Annotated in this window: 15 protein-coding genes and 1 pseudogene; 8 read left to right on the plus strand and 8 right to left on the minus strand. The window is 40.1% G+C overall.

The annotated features are described in order from the left end of the window. Positions 1-279 precede the first annotated feature (279 nt). Complete coding sequence (locus NSQ68_RS21060) at positions 280-630, plus strand: hypothetical protein (RefSeq protein WP_342427100.1); 351 nt, start codon at positions 280-282, stop codon at positions 628-630. Positions 631-1042: 412 nt separating this feature from the next. Here NSQ68_RS21060 and NSQ68_RS21065 read toward each other — a convergent pair whose 3' ends face one another. From NSQ68_RS21065 to NSQ68_RS21080, 4 genes and pseudogenes are all read right to left on the minus strand, one after another. Continuing rightward, the gene (locus NSQ68_RS21065; RefSeq protein WP_307353144.1) at positions 1043-1318 is read right to left on the minus strand and encodes an HPr family phosphocarrier protein; all 276 of its coding nucleotides are present in this window, start codon (positions 1316-1318) and stop codon (positions 1043-1045) included. Positions 1319-1521: 203 nt separating this feature from the next. Beyond that, a complete protein-coding gene (locus NSQ68_RS21070) occupies positions 1522-2370 on the minus strand; it encodes a PRD domain-containing protein (RefSeq protein ID WP_307353142.1) in 849 nt (282 codons plus the stop codon). Between the two features lie 97 nt (positions 2371-2467). Further along, positions 2468-3850 (minus strand): annotated as a pseudogene (locus NSQ68_RS21075) (family 1 glycosylhydrolase). A 1690-nt stretch (positions 3851-5540) separates the two neighbouring features. After that, positions 5541-6743 (minus strand): ROK family protein, encoded by a 1203-nt coding sequence (locus NSQ68_RS21080; protein ID WP_342427101.1) that lies wholly within the window; start codon positions 6741-6743, stop codon positions 5541-5543. Positions 6744-6985: 242 nt separating this feature from the next. Between NSQ68_RS21080 and NSQ68_RS21085 the strand changes: the two genes are divergently transcribed. Both NSQ68_RS21085 and NSQ68_RS21090 read left to right on the plus strand, forming a co-directional pair. After that, positions 6986-7645 carry a chromate transporter gene (locus tag NSQ68_RS21085; protein ID WP_342427102.1) on the plus strand — a complete coding sequence of 220 codons (660 nt, stop codon included), beginning with the start codon at positions 6986-6988 and terminating at the stop codon, positions 7643-7645. A gap of 12 nt (positions 7646-7657) precedes the next feature. Then, complete coding sequence (locus tag NSQ68_RS21090) at positions 7658-8194, plus strand: chromate transporter (protein ID WP_342427103.1); 537 nt, start codon at positions 7658-7660, stop codon at positions 8192-8194. 110 nt (positions 8195-8304) lie between these two features. Here NSQ68_RS21090 and NSQ68_RS21095 read toward each other — a convergent pair whose 3' ends face one another. Further along, entirely contained in the window at positions 8305-8715 is a 411-nt protein-coding gene (locus NSQ68_RS21095; protein WP_307353132.1) for an Lrp/AsnC family transcriptional regulator, read from the minus strand. Between the two features lie 483 nt (positions 8716-9198). Between NSQ68_RS21095 and NSQ68_RS21100 the strand changes: the two genes are divergently transcribed. From NSQ68_RS21100 to NSQ68_RS21120, 5 genes are all read left to right on the plus strand, one after another. Beyond that, positions 9199-9414: a DsrE/DsrF/DrsH-like family protein gene (locus NSQ68_RS21100; RefSeq protein WP_342429148.1), complete on the plus strand. Its 216-nt coding sequence runs from the start codon at positions 9199-9201 to the stop codon at positions 9412-9414. Next, complete coding sequence (locus NSQ68_RS21105) at positions 9392-9568, plus strand: DsrE/DsrF/DrsH-like family protein (protein ID WP_307353130.1); 177 nt, start codon at positions 9392-9394, stop codon at positions 9566-9568. The genes NSQ68_RS21100 and NSQ68_RS21105 overlap by 23 nt, the downstream gene beginning before the upstream one ends. 228 nt (positions 9569-9796) lie before the next feature. Further along, positions 9797-10558 (plus strand): MBL fold metallo-hydrolase, encoded by a 762-nt coding sequence (locus tag NSQ68_RS21110; RefSeq protein WP_342427104.1) that lies wholly within the window; start codon positions 9797-9799, stop codon positions 10556-10558. Positions 10559-10584: 26 nt separating this feature from the next. Next, positions 10585-10998 carry an ester cyclase gene (locus NSQ68_RS21115; RefSeq protein WP_342427105.1) on the plus strand — a complete coding sequence of 138 codons (414 nt, stop codon included), beginning with the start codon at positions 10585-10587 and terminating at the stop codon, positions 10996-10998. 601 nt (positions 10999-11599) lie between these two features. Beyond that, positions 11600-11824, plus strand: coding sequence for a hypothetical protein (locus NSQ68_RS21120; RefSeq protein WP_342427106.1), 225 nt, complete (start codon positions 11600-11602; stop codon positions 11822-11824). 177 nt (positions 11825-12001) lie between these two features. Here NSQ68_RS21120 and NSQ68_RS21125 read toward each other — a convergent pair whose 3' ends face one another. From NSQ68_RS21125 to NSQ68_RS21135, 3 genes are all read right to left on the minus strand, one after another. Then, positions 12002-12136, minus strand: a complete 135-nt coding sequence (locus tag NSQ68_RS21125; RefSeq protein ID WP_342427107.1) for a PRD domain-containing protein — start codon at positions 12134-12136, stop codon at positions 12002-12004. Between the two features lie 77 nt (positions 12137-12213). Further along, the gene (locus NSQ68_RS21130; RefSeq protein WP_342427108.1) at positions 12214-13620 is read right to left on the minus strand and encodes a family 1 glycosylhydrolase; all 1407 of its coding nucleotides are present in this window, start codon (positions 13618-13620) and stop codon (positions 12214-12216) included. A gap of 33 nt (positions 13621-13653) precedes the next feature. Beyond that, a complete protein-coding gene (locus tag NSQ68_RS21135; RefSeq protein ID WP_342427109.1) occupies positions 13654-15543 on the minus strand; it encodes a beta-glucoside-specific PTS transporter subunit IIABC in 1890 nt (629 codons plus the stop codon). Positions 15544-15654 lie beyond the last annotated feature (111 nt).

A 15654-nucleotide genomic window follows, 5' to 3' on the forward strand; every position in this document is an offset into this window, starting at 1 on the left:
TGATAATCAGTATATCCATGTAGTAAACGAAATAGACATAGTGAGATAAATCTATATTGTTAAGAAGAAGATCAACAAAAATTATAAGAGTCAACGATTAATACTCCATAATTTTCGGCCTTAAATATTAGAATATTCGAATATAGATAATAATTAACAAGAATCACCTAGAATTCAACACTTCATTCACGTAGAGTCAGCTTTTAAACTGAATTTTGTCCTTTAACCGAGATTTGCGCATAATAAAAAAACATTCTAAAAGGAGGGTCTCTAATTTAATTGTATTATTCAATCGTCCAAAACAGTAGGTTCTATGTGGTATTAAAAGATGGGGTGGCTGAAGAACTAATCTTGGAGCTTCCAACTGAAGCACTTGCGGATGAAGTCGCTTTTCAACTTCAAATGGCGTGGTACGATGGAGAGTCTTGGGGAAAGAATGAGGTAAAAAAACTTGATCCAGATGGCTATCACTCAGAAATTAGTAAAGCCATCAAAAACGTTAAAAACAGGATTCAAAGGGAGCAAAATCAATATCATGACGAAATGGAAGAACAATGTGAATTGCAGAGAAAGGAAGTCAGACGACAACAAGTATTACGCTTGAGAAATACTTCCCTTTTTAGTCTGTAATTAAAGCTCTGATAATAAAAATAACAAAATCAATGCTTCCTTTAAATATTAAGTAACATGATAATTCCAGGAAGAAGCAGGTGCTTAACGAACTCTGCTTCCTCTGGAATTATTGTTATTTCACAGAGGACTAAATTAACTTTCTTCAAGTAGCTTCAGATCAAATAACTCATCCACAACGAGTTTTGAAATTTCATAAGAATGAATTTCTTTTTGGATTCGTAAATATTGGATATCGCAATGATTTCATCTACCTGATAAGTATGCTGAAATTCAATTAATCATGCCGAAGAGTGTCTGCATCACCCAGGAGTGTATCCCCTAGTCGATGATAGATAATTTCCAGTTCTGCTTGAGATAAAGATTGAAAATACCCTACAATCGAATTATTGTAAAAGGAATCTCTGAAATTTTACTCATTAACCTCTCCTAGACCCTCTTTAATCATAACATCCGTAAGTGCGTCCAAAGTTTCCATGCTTTCGCTACCTTCGGTGATTAACGTAAGAGTGTCTCCGACTTCAAGCCCAAGAGAAAGTACACCGAGAATGGATTTTAGAGTTACCTTATTACCCTTAGACTCCGCAAAAGCGTCAGTACTTTTGAATTTATTTGCTGTATTGACTAGAGCTGTCGCCGGACGCGCGTGAATTCCATCCTCGTCGATAATTCTAAAGCTTTTTTGCATGATCTTACTCTCCCTTTAATACAATTTAAATATCTTCTTTTGGCGCTATACTTCGATATAAAATCTTGGTAATACATCCCTATTTTCACCTCATAATCTCACCTCTTACTTACACAGACCCATATTTCCATTATGAAATCACGTCGTTTTTCCATAGATACTGAGGTATTAATTTAACTCTAAAATTTCTGAAATGGTGAGGATCATCCAAGCTGGTTATAGTTAGTCAACCTGTGCAAGTGCACTGCAAGGTAAGCTAATTCTTCATTGGGAACAGATTTCCCATAAACCTGCTCAATATATTCCCTAATTCTTATTGCACCATACATGGCTTCAGGATGCAAATTAGCAATGTACTCAAATAGACTGTTACTTTCGTCATTTAACATCTGTCCTGAATAAAATCGCTCTACAAAAAATTTAATATGGGTTATAAAACGGTTGTAATGAATGTTGTCTTCGTCCATATCAATATTGAAAGTATATTTTGCAAGATTGATTATACTCCCAATCATCTTGGCAAACTTCATTCCATCCGCAGATTCCTGATTTTCTCCTTGAGCATTAATCAAATGAAACGCAATATTGGCAGCCTCTTCAATAGGCATATCAATTTTTAGAGTTTGATTCATTAATTGAAGTGCATACACGCCCACTTTATATTCTTTAGGATAATAATTTTTTATTTCCCAGTATACTCTATTAGTAATATTTATATTTTTCTTATACCTTTCTACTGCAAAACTCAAATGATCCATTAAGAAAAAATAAATGCTTGTGTTAAGTTTAATAGAGAGCTGCTCTTCAGCATGAGTTACAATTTGCTTAGTCAGCTCCACGAACTCTGGAGCGATTGCATCAAGCAGACCAAGAAATTCTTTAAATTTGATGTTCTCAACAGGTATAAAGATTTGATCAGCTTGATGCTCTTCAATTATATTCCCTGTTTTTTGTCCGTAACCAATCCCTTTTCCTATAAGAATGAATTCTTTATCCTGCTGATCTTCTGCCAGTACAACACTTGAATTCAGCACTTTCTTAATTTTTATCATGCCTATCTCCTCTTCTATGGCTTACTGTAAAAGGGGATTTATTCAAATCGATAAGCTACACTCTGTACTTAAGTACAAGTAATCCTAGACTCGTCAATTAGTCAAGATCAGCTCCATTGGATTTAAGCAATTGCTGGTACCAAAAGAAGGAATCTTTTCGGATTCGTTGACATGTACCATTACCTTGGTCGTCTATGTCTACATAAATTAATCCATACCTTTTTTTCATTTCTCCCGTGCTGGCTGAGATGATATCAATTGGTGACCACATCGTATATCCCATCACAGGAATTCCGTCGATCTCAATCGCTTTCTTCATTTCCTTGATATGCTCTTTCAAATAATCGATTCTATACTGATCGTGTATTCTGCCATCCTCTTCAACCTTATCAGCTGCTCCCATTCCGTTCTCCACAATCATTAATGGAATTTGATACCGGTCATAAAGCAGATTTAATGAATACCGAAGTCCCATCGGATTAATAGCCTACCCCCATTCTGTAGTTGGGACCTTTAAACACCATACTTGTTTCCTTACCAACAACATGAGTCAAGTAATAACTGTAGGACAAAAAGTCAACTTTTCCCTTTAACAGTTCTTCTAATCGCCCTCCTGAATAGGCAACTTAATTCCCTCACGCTGGAATTCTTTTAACTTGTACGATGGATAATAGCCTCTACATTGTACATCACAATAAAATAACATTTTTTACATAAATTCAGCATTAGCCTGTATATCCTCTGGGTCACAACTGTTAGGGTACGAGATATGCCCTGCATACATCATTCCGACCTTATTCTCCGGATCGATTGCATGTGCGAGCTGCACAGCTTTCGCGCTAGCCAAAAACTGATGATAGGCCGCAGTCATTTTTATCTGCTCATCATCCGAATCGATTCCTCCAGCCATCCATGGTTTGGTGGACATGACGTTAATCTCATTAAATGTAATCCAGTATTTGACCTTGCCTTTATATCTATTAAAGAGGACCCGGCAGTAGTTTAAATAAAATTCAACCACTTTGCGATTTCCCCACGATCCATATTTTAACAATCCTAATGGTGTTTCAAAATGAGAGATCGTTACTAACGGCTCAATGCCGTACGCTCTGCATGTATCAAACACCTGATCGTAATGTTTTAGTCCTGCTTCATTTGGAACTTCTTCATCTCCATTTTGGAAAATTCGTGTCCAATTAATAGACATCCGGTAACATTTAAACCCCATCTCAGCAAATAGAGCGATGTCTTCTTTGAAGCGTCTATAATGATCAATGCCCACATGACTTGGATAATATTCGTTTTCCATAATTTCGTTTGTTATTTTTCTTTGGACACCTAAATCTCCGGCTGTCATAACATCAGCCGTACTCAATTTCTTACCATCTGAAAGAAAAGCACCTTCGCACTGGTTGGCAGCCGTCGCCCCTCCCCATAAAAAATCATTAGGAAATCCCTGATTCATCCTATTTTCCTCCATTCACTTATAGAGCCGTTATATACATTAAACTCTTGTCATCCTTACCTACCTAAGGGAAAACTTACAGTGTAGTACTCTTTTGTTGCCACTACTGTTATCGTGACATACGTGGAATTTAACCAATAAATCTTCCGTTTTTATTTGGTCTACATTTTTGGCTTGAGATTCAAAGAATTTGCCTTTCAGTTTCACTGCATCAATGCCGATATGAAAAAGTAACTCACTGCCGTTTACTGTTTCCATAGCCACTGCATGCTGAGTACGGAATACCATCCTTAACGGTCCCGTCTGCCGGAGCATAGAGTTCCCTCCCTATTGATGGTATACCGGCAAGACCTCCGCCCATGGTTTTAGTAGAAAATGCCTCATCCTTTACCTCAGTAAGTGGAATGACTTCCCTTGAAACCGGCTGTTTAATCCAACAACTCCACTCATAACAACCGTATTAATTTTTTGAATGGTTGAGTCATCTGACTTTTGAGCATCTTCTTTCCACAGGAATAGAGTTAACATAAATGCAGCAACATAAGAAACTACCAACCCAACTAAAGCAATCAATAAAATTATTTTTATTGTTTAGATCAATAAATATAGAGATACTCTCCAGGTTTGGACTTACAACTATACTTGATGCAAATCCAGCAATCCAAGAATCAACCCACTCAATAAACTGGAAATACCAATACTGATAAGCACACGCTTTCTTTGTAGTGTAATTTCCTTAGAGTGCTGGCTCTGCAATGCCAAACAATGCCGAAACTGCGGTTGGAACCCTCAGAAGCAAAAGACATCATTGTCACACTAGTTCCATCCCCTAAAAGCGTTATCATATCGGGAAATAAAAAGCACACGCATTCCTGCCGTGGCTACCACTTGATTAACTTTCAATTTGGCTACTGTAGTAAGCGCAATCAAGATGGGCGTAAAATAAAAGACTGATCCGCTAATAAAAGTTAGGACCACATACGTTGATGCATTTTTATCAATTAATCCTATCGTGGATAACAATAACAAAATGGATTTAAATATCCCTGCTCCAACCATAGCTGGGATTAAAGGCTGGAATATGTTAACTAAAAAATCTAATATAATGGAACCAATTTTCCTTTTTTCTTTACTTGAATCGTTTGATTTTGATTCTTCTTATCCTACATCTACTCCCACAAAATCACTCATATTTACTATTTAATAAATAACTTCCAATGATATTATTCCCTATAATGACTCGAAATTGACCTTGTTAACAACATCTAAAACACCAGGTAGTTTCTTTAGAGCTTCAACATCTGCCCTTTGATCATCTTAAGTGTGAAACGCAAACGGGTGGCACAATGTCCTAAATGGGCAACATTTTTTTACCACCTACATGTTTCAAAATATCCTTTGCAGTTTTTTTTATAGTCCATTTTGGATCCTCACTGATGTTTTCTACGCTTATAATTTTGCTATAAAATAAGCCGCAAACAAAAAAAGACAAGATCCCTAAGAATCGTATAATAATTTAAAAATTATACGTTCTTATGGATCCTGCCTGCTTCACCAGTAACATGTCCTGTTTTAATTTTGTTGTTGGTTTGAATTATAACCCTGACTAAATCAAATTTCAAGCGGTTACATTTTACATTTTTCTTTCTTATCTGTATTTAAGATTTTGAATGGAAATTCTTCCTTTTCCTGATTAGTGCTTGAATTATATAGAGATCTGTTTTAATACAAGTACAGCTGCGCCTACTGCTACGGCATGTTCTTGAAAGATGCCCCTGGTGAATACCGGTTGATATTCGGATGCATAGTAAATATTTTTTTGTGCAGTAGCTACGGCCATGTCGAAATAGCTATCGTTTGCGTTAACCATTGCTCCGCCTAAAATCACCTTCTCGGGGTGCAAGATATTAATCAGATTACCAAGTCCGATTCCTAGATAGGTCGCAGATTGTAAAAACAGTTCCTTCATGTACGGGTCTCCGCGATGGAGTGCTTTTACCAGTAGCGGGAAATGAACCAACTCGGGATCCAAATTCTCTGCTTCCCTCAGTTGTATCCGGCCCATCTTGATTTGAAATCTCGCCTGACGCTCCATAGCCTGAACAGAAGCAAAAGCTTCAAGTGCACCATAATTACCTGTCCCGTCCAACCGAGGACCATCAATCTGTATGACCATCTGGCCGATTGATCCTTCCATATCCACGGCACCATATACCAGTTGCCCCCCAGACATCATGGCAGAACGCAGGCCTGTACCCACATGAATATAAAGCATATGCTGAATTTTCTCCTGTCGGTAGGCCCAATGTTCGCCCATAAGTGCAGTGTTAGCTCCGTTATCCAAAAGGGCTGTAACTCCTGTTTTCTCCTCGATCAGTTGGCACAGTTTTACGTTAGTCCATCCATTGGCAGGAAAATATAGAGGATTTAGGATAACCCCTGTCTCCCTATCCAAAGGACCAACCGCCCCTATACCAATACCAGCAATTTTATCCCTGGAAATTCCGTTTCTTTTTTTCATCCCTTCCATTTGCTCATGTACATAGTTCACCAATAGTTGCGGTGTCATCGTTTCGTCCATAGGCCACTGTCTATATTCTAGTGCATTCATTTTGAGATCAAACAAACCGATTGTCGAATGTATGCGCGAAATCTCAATACCAAAAATATATCGGTGTGTTGGATTAATACGGTAAAGAATCGGCTTTCTTCCTCCCGTAGATTGGCCAAGTCCTGATTCTATAATCCAGCCTTCACTTATCAGTTCTTCCAGTAGCCGAGTCAAACTACTGCTCGTGAAGGAAAACTCAGCTAACAGCTCCGCTTTTGACACGTCATCTTTTTGAGCAATTCGTTCCACAACAGTCTTTTTGACAGGTGTTGATAAACCATGTATATTTTTTTTCATATTGCAGCTCCATTAATTCCTATTATTTTAGTAGGTAATATTCATTATTATAAAGCATAACTAAGTTATGTTGACTATAAGTTCAGTTTATTTCATAAAATAATAAAGTTCAAAAAAAACATACTAAATTAATTAATTTCAAGCTGAAAACCAGTATTTTTTTAAGAAATTCACTTTAAAAATAAACAAATGTATAAATCATCCCTTGAGTTAATTCCAATTTGAAGTTAAGATGCTATAATGTGAATGGAATCAGTCATGAAGAGGTGAGCTATTTGTCAAACACATTCAGTATTAATCTGTCCAAATTTATTCAGTTATTCTGGGTCTTTTTCAAAATTGGTCCCTCCACATTCGGGGGAGGTTACGCGATAATCTCTGTGCTTGAAAAAGAGATTGTTGAAAAGAAGAAGTGGATTAACCGTCAGGAAATGAGTGACCTTATGTCATTGGCTGGCTCAGCACCAGGGGGAGTGGGAGTTAACGCTTCTATACTCCTAGGTTATCGTGTGGGTAGAATCCCGGGAGCAATTGTCGCTACCATCGGAATTACGCTACCTACTTTCATTATTGTTTTAGTACTTAGCACTTTTTACAATATCTTTCAGGATGAGCCCAAAGTGCAGGCTGCTTTCAAAGGTATTCATGGCGCCATCATTGGTCTAATTGCAGTAGCGGCCTTCCAAATGGGTAAAAGTTCTATATTTGATCGAGCTACTATTTTTCTTGCTGCTGCCTCGCTGTTAGTGCTGCTTATAACTGGTATTAATCCGTCCTATATAATCCTGATTGGTATGGTAGTGGGTATCATCATTGTTTCAGTTAAACGTAAACTCGGTCAGGAAGTAAAAACAGAGAAGAAGTCCTCTGCCGAGAAACCTGTCATTGAATATTATATCTAGGAGTGAACCTGTATGTTTTATTGGCAGTTATTTATTTCTTTTCTAAAAATCGGTTTTCTCTCCTTCGGGGGAGGTTATGCAGTCATTTCAATGATTCAGTTCGAAGTGAATAAGCACAGCTGGTTGAAGCCAGAGGATTTTCAACGCATTATCTCTTTGGCTGGTATGTCACCTGGTCCAATCGCTACCAATAGTGCTACGCTGATTGGATATAATACCGCAGGCATTGCCGGGGCCCTTATAACGACCGCCGGAATTATTTTACCTTCCCTACTTATTGTGATTTTTCTTGCTTCATTTTTTTTTCGGCTAAATACCACTCCTTGGGTCAAGTCATCTTTCTACGGGCTTCGTCCAATAATTACAGGATTGATTGTATATTCAGCCATTCATTTTGGTTTTCCCCACACTTCAGAAGCGATCTATCAATGGACGACCTTTGCGACTCTACTTATCGGTATATTGGCATTTTTTTCAATTAAAAAATATAAAGTTCATCCTTTTATAGTCATCCTTGCTTCAGCAGGTGCAGGCATTGTGCTGTTTTGACACCCCTGTATTTGGCGGTAGCTTCATTTTGCCGCCAATTCTGCTTGTTGCCGACTTATTCAAAACATTAGATTCTTAATTTTTTAAACCTTATATTAACAAAGTATCCATTATATAGGTGTAATCACCACTGAGATTTTGTAATTTGCATGTTCGTTCAATCTATTAAGGAATTGATCTATATGTTCATTAGAAGGAAATCTGCATTCAAGAAGATAACATCCGTCCCCACTAATTTTGTAATTATTTAACACGTACTGCTCTTGCGTTTTAATAAAAGTAAGAAACGGCTGATGATTAAGAGTATTAGTATATATCGTAATAAAAGCGTGCATAAAACACCCTAATTTAAATTGATTAACATTAATCGTATATCCTTTAATAACACCATTATCCTCGAGTTTCGCAACACGGCTTGCAACTGCTTGCCCGGTCAAATGTACTTTTTCACCTAATTCCTTCATTGAAATACGACTATTTCTAGATAATTCGGCCAGAATAAGCTTATCTGTATTGTCCATATCCATCCTCCTTAACACAAAAATTACTTCAACAGACGTAATAAATTTTATTTTGTTTTAAAATTCAAGTCAAATCAAGAAATGACTTCATTTAGAATGGGTCAAACAAAAATTTCTTTTAGATAAAATTGATACATATATTACATAGAAATGAAGGTTTTAAATATGAAAGCTATTCTTATAGATCAATTTTTTCAGCAGCCGCAGTTAAATCATTCACAATTTTGGAGCTACAATTCTTAAGCTGTTTAGATCAATCATCGAAGCGGCAATAGCAATATTCTTGTCCATTTAGGCTAAAAAAACAATTGGCAAAAAAACGACGCAGGTTATATCAGCATCTTCGAAAACCTCTGAGGCCGATCCGCCAGCACCATGGTCGTCTTCAGTGGCGACCTAGATAAAGCCATTGCTTCCCTTATTATCGCCAAGAGGCGCAGCAGCAAGCGGACGTAAAGTAACAATGTTTTTCACCTTCTGGGGATTGACATCATCCGTAAACATCGGCCGCAGCCGATATCCAAATCAATAGTTGGCCGTATGTTTGACCTAATGTTACCGTGCATTAGCCGCAAGCTTCGTCTGTCGAACATGAATATGTTCGGCGTCGGACCTAAATTAATCTGCGGAATTATGAAGAAACACAATGTTGCTTTGCTGGAAGAACTCATACAGAATGCAGTCGACCAAGGCGTATGAGATGATCGCCTGCCACATGTCAATGGATTTAATGGGCATTCAGCGCGAAGAATTGTTAGATCAAGTTAAAAGCGTAGGCGTGGGCTATTACATGGGACAAGCCGCTCATGCGCTAGTTTGTTTTGTTAAGATATTTCGATTGCTACAAAAATAGTAGCTTGGCATGAGCATTCAATTTCAATCCAGCGTCGGCTTGTTTTAGCTGGTTTCCGACATCGCAGCTTCGGTCAGCGTTTTGGAAGACTCGTGAGTTCATTTCCTTTACTATTTCAAGACATATGTCTAAAAGACTTGATTTTATGTATGTATCATTAAAAGAGTATTGTATAAAATATAATTACAGTAAAGTTAAAAATTCGACTCAAAAAAGGAGCAATTAACAGTGAACATTCAACAAATCCGAAACGCAACAATCGTTGTCGAATATGCAGGTAAAAAATTTCTCATCGATCCTATGCTGAGTGACAAAGGTTCGCTTTCTCCATTCCCTAACTCAGCCAGACAGGATCAAAAAAATCCACTGATCGAACTTCCCGTTTCCATCGACAGCCTCATTAAAGACGTAGATGCCGTTATCGTAACCCACCTACACCTCGACCACTGGGATGACGCAGCCAAAGAAGCGCTGCCGAAGGATATTAAACTGTTCTCGCAAAACGAGGAAGACGCTACAACTATTCGTGCCGATGGCTTTGTGAACATAGAAGCTCTGACGGAAAACACAGTCTTTGAAGGCATTCAACTGATCAAAACGAAAGGTGAACACGGTCGCGGCGAAATTCTGAAAATGGCTGGCCTTGTGTGCGGCGTCATTTTCAAACATCAGGATGAAAAAACGCTCTACGTAGCAGGCGATACCGTATGGTACGTTGCGATTCAGGAAGTCATCGATACGCACAAGCCGGAAGTTATCATCGTGAACGCAGGGGACAACCAATTCCATCAGGGCGGTTCGCTCATCATGAACAAAGACGATGTTTATGAGGTCCATAAAGCGGCCCCAAATGCTAAAATTGTCTGCGTCCATATGGAAGCGGTCAACCACTGGAATCTGTCTAGAGAAGAATTAAAAAGTTTCACCAGTGAAAAGGGGATCTCTTCTAACATTCTAGTACCGAACGACGGTGAATCCTATACTTTTTAAACTAAAGCTAAACAGGAGAATAAATGATGTCAAACGATACTAACAAAGAATTGGTTCGCCGCTTCTATGAAACGATCGAACAAGAGCGATATGAAGATTTGCACGACTTTTGTCATCCAGATTTTGTATTCTATGCGCAGGTTGATACACCTTTTCCGGGTGTGGAGGGCCTTATCGAATCGGAAAAGAAGAATTTCGATGCCTTTCCCGGTTTTAAAATGCCTCTTGAAGCCATCGTAGCCGAAGGTGATCTCATAGCGGCTTACTTCACTTTCGAAGGTACTCATACCGGTATTCCGTTCGCCGGCGTACCCGCAACGGGCAAAAGCGTACGGTTCTCCCTGATGATGCTTCTACGGATTAAAAACGGCAAAATTATCGAAAAAAGATCCCACGTCGATATGCATGATATCCTTCGACAGCTCGGCGCTGCCAATTGAATATTCGGGATGATAAATAGCCAGCTGGCAGTGTCTAACGACAGCCGACTGGCTTTATTTTTATTTATAAGTGCCCTTCTAAACTTCAGTACAGCTTGGTTTCTAGTAGCTTCTTCTTTAAGCTTGAAATATCCAAATCATTAGACAATTAAGAAAATAGGCCAAACGGCTTGTCTGTATTAAAATCAATCCCCAATTGCTTTTGCCCATTCATGTACAAATTAAGGAACAAATCAAATGGCTGATCAGAAATAATCTACTCCAACCGTGAGATTCGCTTCCCTACGCCAATCAGTTAGCTGAACAACTATCCATTAACCGCAACACCATTCAGGCTTATATTCACTGTCGAAGGAAAGACGGGCTGTTGCTGATGCAAAAAGGGCGAGGTCGCAAGCTGTAAGCGTAACAGAAATCGCGCTTCAAGGCCAACCTTTTTGGAAAAGATGATCGCTGATTCTCAAAAGACAGTGATTTACGTGGGATTCACCATAAAAGTTCCTCTTACACCTAAATTTGGTCCAATATTCCTGACTCAAAATAAGAAAACAAGCTGACACGCTATCTGATATATCTATACGCCAGAGGATATCGTGGCATAATGAGTATCTTAGGCTTCCTTCTGCTTGGCGGATGCCTACTGCTGCTATCGCTTAACACACCTGTAGACGGGAACTACTTGGCCAATGCTCTTCCTGCTTCAATCTTGGTTGCCTTGGGTAATGCATTTGCTTACCTGCCTGCGACGACTGCAGCGACACTTGCGACAACCTTCTTGTCGCGCTTAACACAGGATTCCAACAGGCATTCTTCTGGTATGCCATGATTGCTTTTGCAGGTGCAGTTTCCGCTGTTTTATTTGTGCTCAACCAAGAAAGTAGGTGCCGACAATCCCTCATCTTTCTATTCAATAGCCTGACGGGTTAACCAAAGGCAAAAAACAAGAAAAAGATCTGTCTCTCTAAATGAAGGAGACAGATCTTTTAGTTACACTTAAAGAATTTTATAAAACTTCCAAATTAGCCAATCTGATGGATCTCGTCAGCGACTCGATGTGCACGGCAAGATAAGCCAACTCCTCGTTCGGAATTGTCTTGCCATACACCTGCTCGATCTTATTCTTAATTTTTAAACGCACTAAGCATAGCCTGAGGATATAGACCAGCGATCTGATCGAACAGGGCATTATCACTATGGGCAAAAACCTGTTTGTTATTATTCAAGATGCTCTCCATTGGATAAGATAACCTTTTTATACCAATAAAACGAGTCTTTTCGTATGCGCTTAAACGTTCCTTCTCCCTGATCATTTATATCCACATAAATCAAGCCATATCTTTTCTTCATCTCTCCTGTACTTGCGGATATGATATCAATTGGAGACCACATTGTATAGCCCATTACTGGTACTCCGTCCAGATCGATGGCTTTTTTCATTTCTTTGATGTGTTCCCGCAGATAGTCGATTCGGTAGACGTCATGTACAGTTCCGTCTTCTTCTACATGATCAACTGCCCCAATACCGTTTTCAACGATCATTAGAGGAATCTGATAACGGTCATACAAAACATTCAGCGAATGGCGGAGTCCCATAGGATTGATAGCCCATCCCCACTCTGTTGTCGGAAGATAAGGATTATTATAACCGGTTTTCACACCGTTTAATCCTTTCATAGCAAGGCTCGTTTCCTTGCCTACGACATGCGTCAAGTAGTAACTGTATGAAAGGAAATCAACTTTCCCTCTCAGCAGTTCTTCTTTATCCCCTTCTTTAAAAGGTAGCACGATGCCTACGCGTTCGAATTCCTTCAGCTTATAATCTGGATAATAACCACGGCACTGGACATCGCAGTAAAACAGCATTTTATGCATAAAGTCGTCGTTCGCCTGTACATCTTCTGGATCCGGACTGTTCGGATAAGAAAAATGCCCAGCATACATCATACCTACTTTGTTATCCGGGTCAATTCGGTGCGCCATCTGCACGGCTTTGGCACTCGCTAGAAACTGATGAAAGGCCGCCGTCATTCGCACTTGCTCATCGTCAGAATTCACTCCACCGGCCATCCAGGGCTTCGTAGACATTACATTAATCTCGTTGAATGAAATCCAATACTTCACTTTTCCCTTATAGCGGTTGAAAACCGTCTCACAATAACGCAAATAAAAATTAACGACCTTGCGGTTTGTCCAAGAACCGTATTTAAGCAATCCCATTGGCGTTTCGAAGTGTGAGAGAGTGACCAAAGGTTCAATGCCATGCTTTTTACAAGCCTCAAATATCTCATCGTAAAAACGAAGTCCTTCTTCATTCGCCTGTTCCTCATCGCCTTGCGGAAAAATACGTGTCCAGTTAATTGACATCCGGTAGCATTTGAATCCCAATTCGCCAAATAGTTCGATATCTTCCTCAAAGTGATGGTAATGATCAACGGCCACATGGCTGGGATAATAGCGTTCTTTCACGATGCCATCGGTAATTTCACGAGGTACATCATGACTTCCTGCTGTCATGACGTCAGCGGTACTCAAGCCTTTGCTGCCTTCATTATAAGCCCCTTCAAATTGATTCGCCGCAGTAGCGCCTCCCCATAAAAAACCATTTGGAAATGTTTTATTCATTAACTAGTCCTCCTTATTTTGGCTTTTCCTTGTTCAAACGGAAACCGGAGCGACGAATGCTAAGGTTCCTTGCTCGATCTGCTTCGAATTAGCTTCCTTCACTGTATACCGTTCTTTATTCGTAACAATCATAATTGCAACCGGGTCATATCCCGCTGCGATAATGCTCTTTACATCGAACCTCATTAGCAGATCCCCAGCCTTTACACGGTCTCCAGCTTTGACAAGACACTCGAAGCCCTGACCACGCAGTTTGACCGTATCAATTCCGATGTGGAAAAGCAGTTCCGCTCCGCCGTCCAACTCCATGGCCACTGCGTGCTGCGTACGGAACACCATCTGGATGGTACCATTCGCTGGAGCATATAGCTCGCCTTTCGAAGGAATAACGGCAATACCAGCTCCCATCGCTCCTGTTGAGAAGACTTCGTCCTTCACTTGGGAAAGCTCAACGACGGTTCCTGGCACCGGTTGTTTCAATCCGACCAGATTGCTTACTCCAACATTCACATCGGACTTTTTCGCTGTAGGAATTACTTCTTTATCCGATGTCGCACTGGTACCTGCTTCTTTCCATAGAAGTATCGTAAGGATGAAAGAGGTAATGAAAGAAATCAGCAGGCCGGCAATCGCGAATAGAATCATTTCTCCGTTATCTGGGTCAACAAACATGGAGATACTCGCGAGACTCGGGCTTACAACGGTCGATCCGCCTACGCTGAACATTCCAAGAACCGAGCCACCTACCAAACAGGAAACCATAATACTGATCAGTACCCGTTTTTTCTGCAGGGTAATTCCATAAAGCGCAGGCTCCGTAATGCCAAACATAGCCGAAACCCCCGAAGAAACGGCCAACGAACGAAGTCCCGTGTCTTTAGTGCGCACAGCAATGGCGAAACAAGCCGCGCTTTCGGACAAGTTATGCGCCAGCAAAGCCGGAAGCATCAGAAATTCCCGTCCGGTCGAAGTAACCGAATTGACGACATACGGAGTCATCGCTTTGTGCATGCCAGTAGCAATTACGAAAGGAAGCAGCGCAGACAGGATTCCCACTGCGATCCACCCCACATGATTGAAGAGGAACAAGACGGCGGTTGTCAGGTAACTGCCCATTGTAAAGCCCAACGGACCCAGAATCAAAAGCGTAACCGGAACCGTAAACAACAGCGCCATCATCGGAATAAAAAATACACGAATCGGCTTCGGTGAAATTTTGGTAAATAGCTTCTCCATGTAGGCGTAGAAGAGAACACCTAGTATGGAAGGAAACACTTGAGACGCATAGTTAACGTTGGTAACGGAAAGAGACAGAAAATTTGCCCCTTCAGCCATCATCTTCGTCATATCCGGGAATAACAGAACGCTCATCGCGGCTGCAGCCACAATATGGTTTGCTTTTAATTTCGCGGCTACGGTAAGCGCAATCAAAATCGGCAGGAAGTAAAAGACCGAACTGCTAATGAAGGTTAAAATCAAATAAGTCTGACTTGTTTTGTCTGCCAAATTTAGAGTAGACAAGAGCAACAGCAAAGATTTCAAAATTCCAGCTCCGGCCATAGCGGGAATCAGCGGCTGGAATACGCCGACTAGAAAGTCTAGAATGACGGCTCCGACTTTTTTCTTGCTTTTCTCCTGCTTGTCTTGTACGGATTCTGTAGCGCTTCCATTTTCGCCGCCAAAGTTACCTAACTTCTGTATCTCGTCATAAACCTCTATAACCTGGTTACCAACGACGACCTGAAACTGTGCTCCTTTAACGACGCTCAATACGCCTGGTACTTTCTTTAGAGCCTCCACTTCTGGCTTGTTTTCATCAGCTAATGTAAACCGGAGTCTTGTTGCGCAATGACCTAAGTGAACAATATTTTTCGGGCCACCTACTCTTTGCAAAATTTCGGATGCCATTTGTTTGTGATCCACTTGGAATCCCCCTTCATGATGAGAAGTTTATAGCGGACAAAAAAAAGCAGAACCCAAAAGATTAAAACATCCCCAAAGGAATGAAAAAATCTTATGGATCCTGCCTGCATT

Source organism: Paenibacillus sp. FSL L8-0158 (assembly GCF_038592965.1).
Lineage (GTDB): Bacteria > Bacillota > Bacilli > Paenibacillales > Paenibacillaceae > Paenibacillus > Paenibacillus polymyxa_D.

Bases quoted from the DNA above. Each gene is read 5' to 3' on its own strand.
- NSQ68_RS21105 (WP_307353130.1), top strand. From the start codon at position 9,392: ATGCAGTCGACCAAGGCGTATGAGATGATCGCCTGCCACATGTCAATG.
- NSQ68_RS21130 (WP_342427108.1), bottom strand. From the start codon at position 13,620: ATGAATAAAACATTTCCAAATGGTTTTTTATGGGGAGGCGCTACTGCG.
- NSQ68_RS21080 (WP_342427101.1), bottom strand. From the start codon at position 6,743: ATGAAAAAAAATATACATGGTTTATCAACACCTGTCAAAAAGACTGTT.
- NSQ68_RS21065 (WP_307353144.1), bottom strand. From the start codon at position 1,318: ATGCAAAAAAGCTTTAGAATTATCGACGAGGATGGAATTCACGCGCGT.
- NSQ68_RS21090 (WP_342427103.1), top strand. From the start codon at position 7,658: ATGTTTTATTGGCAGTTATTTATTTCTTTTCTAAAAATCGGTTTTCTC.
- NSQ68_RS21120 (WP_342427106.1), top strand. From the start codon at position 11,600: ATGAGTATCTTAGGCTTCCTTCTGCTTGGCGGATGCCTACTGCTGCTA.
- NSQ68_RS21095 (WP_307353132.1), bottom strand. From the start codon at position 8,715: ATGGACAATACAGATAAGCTTATTCTGGCCGAATTATCTAGAAATAGT.
- NSQ68_RS21070 (WP_307353142.1), bottom strand. From the start codon at position 2,370: ATGATAAAAATTAAGAAAGTGCTGAATTCAAGTGTTGTACTGGCAGAA.
- NSQ68_RS21115 (WP_342427105.1), top strand. From the start codon at position 10,585: ATGTCAAACGATACTAACAAAGAATTGGTTCGCCGCTTCTATGAAACG.